The organism is Frigoribacterium sp. Leaf164, assembly GCF_001423665.1.
In the GTDB taxonomy this organism is placed as follows: domain Bacteria; phylum Actinomycetota; class Actinomycetes; order Actinomycetales; family Microbacteriaceae; genus Frigoribacterium; species Frigoribacterium endophyticum.
Genome location: NZ_LMOX01000003.1, coordinates 1,409,886 through 1,416,616 on the forward strand (window position 1 = coordinate 1,409,886; position 6,731 = coordinate 1,416,616).

Genomic DNA, 6,731 nt, shown 5'->3' on the forward strand with positions numbered 1-6,731 from the left:
CTCGCCCCGAGGGCCGTGCTCCACTCTGGGGTGGAGGAGCGGGAACGCGGGCGTCCTCCGTCGGCGTCGTTCTCCACTGTGGAGTGGAGGAGCAGGCACCCGCTCATCCTCCACCGGGGGTCGTCCTCCACTCCGGAGTGGATCGACGTTCCTGGACCGTCTCGTGCTGGCCGGCGCGCGGCGCGGCGGGGACGCGGCGCGGCGGGGACGCGGCGCGGCGGGGACGCGACCCGACTACTCGGAGGGCAGCGCCCCGTTGCGGTCCAGCGCCGCACCGAAGTCGAGGAAGGCGTCCGCCATGCCGCGGTACTGCGGCGCGCTGAAGACCTCGCTGAACGAGCGGCGGTAGACGCCGGCGATCTCGATCGCGGCCGCGCGGCCCTCCTCGGTGAGGCTGACGATCACGCTGCGACGGTCGCCCGGGTTCGGGCGACGGTCGAGGTGCCCGCTGTCGATCAGCCGGTCGACCAGGTTCGTCATGGCGCCGCTCGAGAGCTCGAGGTACTCCGCGGCTCGCTTCGGCGTCACCGCGTCGCCCGCGGCCGACACGTAGAACAGGAACCGCAGGTCGGTGAGCCCGAGCCCGTGCTGACCGCCCTGGTGGCTCAGCACCCGCGAGTGGTGCAGCATCAGCAGCCGGAACGAGTTCAGCAGGCGGTCGAGGTCGAGCTCCGCGTCGACCTCGGAGAACGGCGGCCGGTCGAGGGCCGCGAGCGGGTCCTCGTCGACCTCGGGGTCGAGCTCGGGGTCGAGCTCGGGGTCGTGCCCGAGCTCCGTCTCGTCGACGGGCGAGGCGGCGTCGGGAGCCGGGAGGGTGGTCGAGGTCTGGCCGTCCGTGGCCGTGGTCATCGTCATGGTGCTCCGGTCTGGGGGCGGCCTGTCGGCGCCCGGTCGGGGTGGGGACGCCGTCCGTGGCCTCCCCGTGCCTCTCATGTTCCGTGAATCTCGACCGTCGAGATACCCCCACTACTGGGCGGCCCGGCAGCGCGGGCCCCGGGACTGTCACCGAGGGCACGCAGCGGGACGCCGAGGAGTCGCGGTGCTGGCAGGGGGGGGACAACCCCCGTCCCGCTCCGGGTGGTGCCGTCATGTCGGCCGCCCCCGCCCCGCGGCGACGATGGATCCCATGCAGAAGACCTCCGCCCCCGGCCCCGCCGCTCGCCCCGCTCGCCCCGCCCGCCCCGCCCGCCGCGCCGCCCGCCTCGCGCTCGTCGCCTCCGCCGCCCTCTCCGTGGTCGCCCTCACCGGCTGCTCCGCGATCACCGACGCGGCGCTCGCCGCCGTCGGCTCCGCCCCGGTCCAGGAGCGTCACTTCGACACCGCCGGGGAGGCGCCCCGCCCGTCGAACTCCGACGACGTGGCCTGGTTCCTGCCCGAGTGGGTGCCCTCCGACGCCCGCGACATCGACGTCCGCCTGCACACCTCGCAGCCGGGCTACGAGATCAGCTTCACCAGCGCCGACGGCGTCGACCTCACGGCCTGCGAGCCCGTCGACGGCGACCTCGGCGGCCCCGCCCTCGAGACCGAGGTGCTGCCCGACGACCTGCCCGCGACGGGCCTCGTCAGCTGTGGCGACGGCCGCGTCACCGCGCAGGTCGGCGACCGCTGGCTCGGCTGGACCACCGCCGAGCCCGTCCCCGGCGACGACGGCTCGGGCACGCTCCGCGGCTGACCCGCCCCGCACCCCGCACCCCGCACCCCCGCCCGGCCCCGCGTGCCCGCCCGCCCGGCCCCGCACCGCCCTCGCCCCCCCGACTCCCCTCCCACCTCCTCCCCGGAAGGCCCCCTCGTGACGCACCCCACCGCCGCCCGCCCCGCACAGCCGGCCCGCGACTCCTCCGCTCCGTCCGCCCCCGCCGGAGGCGCGGCGCCGGTCGCCCGCCTCGCCGACGTCTCGAAGACCTACGGCCGGGGCGACGGCCGGGTCGAGGCGCTGCGAGGCGTGTCGCTCGAGCTCCGCGCCGGCGAGTTCACCGCCGTGATGGGGCCGAGCGGGTCGGGCAAGTCGACCCTCATGCACCTCGCCGCCGGCCTCGACACCGCCACCTCGGGGCAGGTGCTGCTCGGAGACACCGACATCACGCACCTCGACGACACGGCCCTCACCCTGCTGCGTCGCCGCCGCGTCGGCTTCGTCTTCCAGGCGTTCAACCTCGTGCCGACCCTCGACGTGACCGGCAACGTCGAGCTGCCGTTCCGCCTCGACGGGCGGCGCCCCGACGCCGACGAGCGCGCCTGGATCGACCGCCTCGTCGAGACCCTCGGCCTCGGCCAGCGCCTCGGCCACCGGCCCCACCAGCTCTCGGGCGGACAGCAGCAGCGCGTCGCCATCGTGCGCGCCCTCGCCACGCGGCCCGACCTGGTCTTCGCCGACGAGCCGACCGGCAACCTCGACTCGCGCACCGGGCGCGCCGTGCTCGAGGTGCTCGCCGCGGCGTCGCGCGAGCACGGCCAGAGCATCGCGATGGTCACCCACGACCCGGTGGCCGCCAGCTACGCCGACCGCGTCGTCTTCCTCGCCGACGGCCGCGTCGTGCACGAGGTCGGCCGCAGCACGCCCGCCGAGGTCTCCGCCGTCATGCTCGAGCTCGAGGCCGCCGCGTGAGCGCCCGCGAGCTCCTGGCCGAGCACCGCCCGAGCATCCTCGTCACGACCCTCGCCACGACGTTCGGCGTCGCCCTCGTCGGCGCCACCCGGGTGCTCGACCAGGCCCTCCGCGCCGACCCCGTCGCCGGCGACAGCGCCACCGTCGGCCAGATGCTCGGGGTCGTCGCCGTCGTGGTGATCGGGATCGCCCTGTACGTCGGCGCCGTCGTCACCGCGAACACCTTCGCGACCATCGTCGCGGGCCGCACCTCCACGATCGCGCTGATGCGCCTCCTCGGCTCCTCCTCGCGTCAGCAGCGCCGTGCCGTCGCGGGCGAGGGGCTCGTCGTCGGCCTCGTCGGCGCCGCCCTCGGCGCGGTGCTCGGCAGCGTGCTCGTCGTCGTCGCGGTCGCCGTGCTGGTCGGCCGCGGCACGCTGCCCGACCTGCCGTACTCCGTGGTGTCGGCCACCGCCCTGGCCCCGGCCGTCGTGGTCGTCGCGACCACCCTCGCCGCGGCCTGGGTGGGCTCGCGGAAGGTGCTCGCGGTCACGCCGCTGCAGGCGATCGGCACGGCGCAGGAGTCGCCGGCCCACGAGGCCCCGCGCCGCGTGCTGCGGACCGTCGTCAGCGCCGCCCTCGTCGTCGTCGGCGGGGCGCTGCTCGCCGCCGGCGTCGTGACCGGCCTCGCCGACGCGACCGGCGTCGTCGTCGCCTTCCTCGGCGGCGTCGTGTCGTTCACCGGGGTCGTCGTCGGCGCGCACCTCGTGATGCCCCTCGCTCTGCGCGGCGTCGGCCGGCTCGGCGGCAGCGGCGCCGTGGCCCGGCTCGCGGCGGAGAACGCCGTGCGCCACCCCGAGCGCAGCACCCGGGCCACGGTCGGCATCGTGATCGGCGTCACGCTCGTCTCGACCCTCGCGGTCGCCCTCGGCACGCTGCGCGCCGTCATCGAGAGCATGACGGCCGCCGACCCGGAGTACTTCGCCGAGCTCGACGCGCTGTTCAGCACGACCCTCCTCGTCGTCACGGCGCTCGTCGGGTTCTCGGCCCTCATCGCCGCCGTCGGCCTCGTCAACGACGTGTCGCTCAGCGTGCTGCAGCGTCGCCGCGAGCTCGGCCTGCTGCGCACCCTCGGCGCCACGGCCCGGCAGGTGAGGCTGATGGTGCTGCTCGAGGCCGCCCAGATGACCGTCGCCGCGGTGCTGCTCGGGCTGCTGCTCGGCGTCGTCTACGGCTGGGCGGGCGCGCAGTCGCTGCTCGGCTCGGCGGCCGGCGAGCTCGTGGTGCCCCAGGTGCCCGTCGGGCTCGTCGTGGCCCTCGTGGTCGCCGCCGCGGCCCTGGCGCTCGTGTCGTCGGCCGTGCCCGCCCGCCGGGCGACGTCGGTGCCCCCGGTCGTGGCCACCGCGGTCGCCTGACCGGAGGCCGGGCCCGGGCCCGGGCCCGAGCGCAGGCCCGAACCGGCCGGGCCCGGGCCTACGCCCCGGTGGGAGCGGGCAGCGCCGCCTCGATCACCGCGACGACCGCCGGGTCGTCGGGCTCGGTGGTCGGGCGGAAGCGGTGCACCGCGCCGTCGGGGGTGACGACGAACTTCTCGAAGTTCCACTTCACCTTGCCGGCCTTGCCCGCCGCGTCGGGCGTCTTCTTCAGCTCCGTGTAGAGCGGGTGCTCCGCCTTGCCGTTCACGCGCACCTTCTCCATCATCGGGAAGGTCACGCCCCAGGTCGCCGAGCAGTACTCGTCGATCGCCTCGGCCGAGCCGAGCTCCTGCAGGAACTGGTTGCTGGGGAAGCCCACGACCGTGAAGCCGCGCTCGCCGTAGGTCCGCTGCAGCTGCTCGAGCTTCTCGTACTGCGGCGCCAGGCCGCAGCGGGAGGCGACGTTCACGACCAGCACGACCTTGTCGGTGAAGGCCCCGAAGCGGGTGTTCTCGCCGCGGAGGGTGGTCAGCTTGATGTCGTCCAGAGTGGTCATGGGCTGACCGTACGCCCGGGGGCCGGGCGCCACCGGAGGGCTCGCTGCGACCGGGCTGTGCGGCATGCACGGCGCGGCCCCCTCGGTCAAGCCCCCCTCCCCGAGTTGTCACCCGCGCCTCCCTCGCTGTTCACTCGTGTCTGATGGGTGACGAGGGCGACGATCGCGTCCGCATCGAAGCGGCCGGCACCGACCTCGACGAGGCCGTCGCCGTCTTCGAGCAGGGCTACAACGGCACGGGGCTCGTCGCGCGCGCGACGGAGCTCGATTTCTCGTACCGTCACTCCGCCACCGGCGACCCCGACCTGACGCTCCGCACCTCGAAGTTCGCCGGCGAGATCTCCGGCACGATCGAGCCCCCCGGCGAGCACATCGTCCAGTGGCTGAGCCGCGGCCGTGCCGTGATGGACCTCGGGCGCGACGAGGTGCACATCGAGGTCGGCGTGCCCGTGATGTTCCCGCACGGGCGGCCGTTCTCGTTCCGCTACGCCGACTTCGAGCAGAACCTCGTGCACGTCGACGACGTGCTGCTGCACGAGGTCGCCGCCGAGCGGGAGGGCGCGGCCCCCGGCTCGCTCCACTTCGACCACTCCGTGCCGCCCTCGCCCGCGGCGCTCCGCACCTGGAACAGCACGGTGCGGCTCATCGCCCAGACCTACCTCGGCGGCGAGATCGCGCCGATGATGCGCGCCGAGATGGCCCGGCTCGCCGCCGTCGCGATGCTCGACACCTTCAGCCACTCGTCGACGAGCCTGCCGGAGGCGCTGCTCGCGCCCCGGAACGCCTCGCTGCGGAGCGCGGTCGAGTACGTGCACGCCCACGCCCACCTGCCCATCACGGCCGCCGACGTCGCCCAGCACGCCGGCCTCACGGCGCGGGGGCTGCAGCAGTCGTTCAGCCGCCACCTCGAGACCACGCCCACGGAGTACCTGCGGGGGGTGCGCCTCGAGCGCGTCCACGAGGAGCTGCGGGCCGGGTCGCCCGACCGCGTCACGGTGGCCGAGGTGGCCCGCCGCTGGGCGTTCGCGCACCTCGGGCGGTTCAGCGCGGCGTACGTGAAGCGCTTCGGGGAGTACCCGCGCGACACGCTGCAGCGCGCGTAGGTCGCGGGGCGAGGCGGGTGGGGCGGCTGCCCGCCCTCAGGCGGGCGCCAGGAGTCAGGCGTCAGGCGCCGGCGTCGACGGAGCCGCCCGCGGCCGCGGGGGAGGCGTCGGCGAAGAAGTCGCCGTACGAGGGCCCGGCGGCGACCGACCGGCGCCGACCGAGGGGCGGCACCACCGCGAGGCGCGCGTCGCGCGCGGGGCGCCGCTTCGGGTAGCCCTGGATGCGCACGGGCCGCGTCTCGGGGTCGGAGACGTAGCTGCTCGCGTCCTCGTCGAGCCCGGCAGACGCCAGGTCGGTCGTGGTCGTGGTCGTGCTGGTGCTCACGTCTCCTCGTTCCTCGAGGATCGGCCAGCCTCGCAGTGTCGTGCGCGACGTCGTGCGACGGCGCCTCCTCAACCTAGGGAGGCGGCACCGGACCAGGCAGGCTGGTCGTCCCCGATGCGAACAGGGTGTGCCGTCGTCGGACGGCCGGGGGCTCACGACCATCCGCGCGTAGCGTGAGGGGCATGCAGACACCCCAGGCCGTGGCCCAGCCGTGAAGCGCCTCCACTACGTCGAGGGCCACGTGGTCACGGGCGACGACATCGCGGAGGCGGTGGTCGCCTACGCGCGCGCCCTCGCCCTCCGCGGGCGCTCCGACTCGGTCGACCTGCCCGGCATCGACGTCGACGGCGAGGAGCGTCGCTTCCAGCTGCTGCTCGGCCCGTCGAGCCAGATGCTCGTCTCGCACGAGCCGTGGCACGGCGACGAGCTGACCGACGAGGCGCTGGTCGCCGACGTGGGCCGACGTGGCCTGCTGATCTCGGGCCCCGACCCCGTGACCACGCCGAGCGGCGGCAGCCCCGTCGCGCTCGTGCCCCTCGAGGCCGACGAGTTCACGCCGGTCGAGATCAGCTCGCCCGAGGGCTGAGCCGGCCCGGCCCCGGCACCCGCGACCAGGTGCCCCGACGACGGAAGGCCCGCCCTGCACGAGCAGGGCGGGCCTTCCGTCGTCGGGGCGCGAGCCCCTGGGTGCTACTTGGTGGCGACGGTGATCTTCGCGACGCCGACGAGCATCTCGTCCTGGACGGCG

General features: G+C 75.3%; 8 protein-coding genes. 5 read left to right on the top strand and 3 right to left on the bottom strand.

Annotated elements, in window-relative coordinates; genetic code table 11:
* Positions 1-234: 234 nt before the first annotated feature.
* The gene (locus tag ASF82_RS14625) at positions 235-855 is read right to left on the bottom strand and encodes a MarR family winged helix-turn-helix transcriptional regulator (RefSeq protein ID WP_056058554.1); all 621 of its coding nucleotides are present in this window, start codon (positions 853-855) and stop codon (positions 235-237) included.
* A gap of 271 nt (positions 856-1,126) precedes the next feature.
* On the opposite strand from ASF82_RS14625, the gene ASF82_RS14630 reads away from it, so the two are divergent.
* From ASF82_RS14630 to ASF82_RS14640, 3 genes are all read left to right on the top strand, one after another.
* Positions 1,127-1,672, top strand: coding sequence for a hypothetical protein (locus tag ASF82_RS14630; RefSeq protein ID WP_056058557.1), 546 nt, complete (start codon positions 1,127-1,129; stop codon positions 1,670-1,672).
* 261 nt (positions 1,673-1,933) lie between these two features.
* On the top strand, positions 1,934-2,605 hold the full coding sequence (locus ASF82_RS14635; protein ID WP_056059283.1) for an ABC transporter ATP-binding protein: 672 nt from the start codon (positions 1,934-1,936) through the stop codon (positions 2,603-2,605).
* A complete protein-coding gene (locus ASF82_RS14640; protein ID WP_056058560.1) occupies positions 2,602-3,999 on the top strand; it encodes an ABC transporter permease in 1,398 nt (465 codons plus the stop codon). The genes ASF82_RS14635 and ASF82_RS14640 overlap by 4 nt, the downstream gene beginning before the upstream one ends.
* Positions 4,000-4,057: 58 nt before the next feature.
* Here ASF82_RS14640 and ASF82_RS14645 read toward each other — a convergent pair whose 3' ends face one another.
* The gene (locus ASF82_RS14645; RefSeq protein WP_056058563.1) at positions 4,058-4,555 is read right to left on the bottom strand and encodes a glutathione peroxidase; all 498 of its coding nucleotides are present in this window, start codon (positions 4,553-4,555) and stop codon (positions 4,058-4,060) included.
* Between the two features lie 143 nt (positions 4,556-4,698).
* Here ASF82_RS14645 and ASF82_RS14650 point away from each other — a divergent pair, with 143 nt between their 5' ends.
* Positions 4,699-5,658 (top strand): helix-turn-helix transcriptional regulator, encoded by a 960-nt coding sequence (locus ASF82_RS14650; RefSeq protein WP_056058566.1) that lies wholly within the window; start codon positions 4,699-4,701, stop codon positions 5,656-5,658.
* Positions 5,659-5,719: 61 nt separating this feature from the next.
* On the opposite strand, the gene ASF82_RS14655 is transcribed toward ASF82_RS14650, so the two are convergent.
* Positions 5,720-5,983 carry a hypothetical protein gene (locus tag ASF82_RS14655; RefSeq protein WP_056058568.1) on the bottom strand — a complete coding sequence of 88 codons (264 nt, stop codon included), beginning with the start codon at positions 5,981-5,983 and terminating at the stop codon, positions 5,720-5,722.
* 211 nt (positions 5,984-6,194) lie between these two features.
* Between ASF82_RS14655 and ASF82_RS14660 the strand changes: the two genes are divergently transcribed.
* Positions 6,195-6,569, top strand: coding sequence for a hypothetical protein (locus ASF82_RS14660; RefSeq protein ID WP_056058571.1), 375 nt, complete (start codon positions 6,195-6,197; stop codon positions 6,567-6,569).
* Positions 6,570-6,731: the final 162 nt, after the last annotated feature.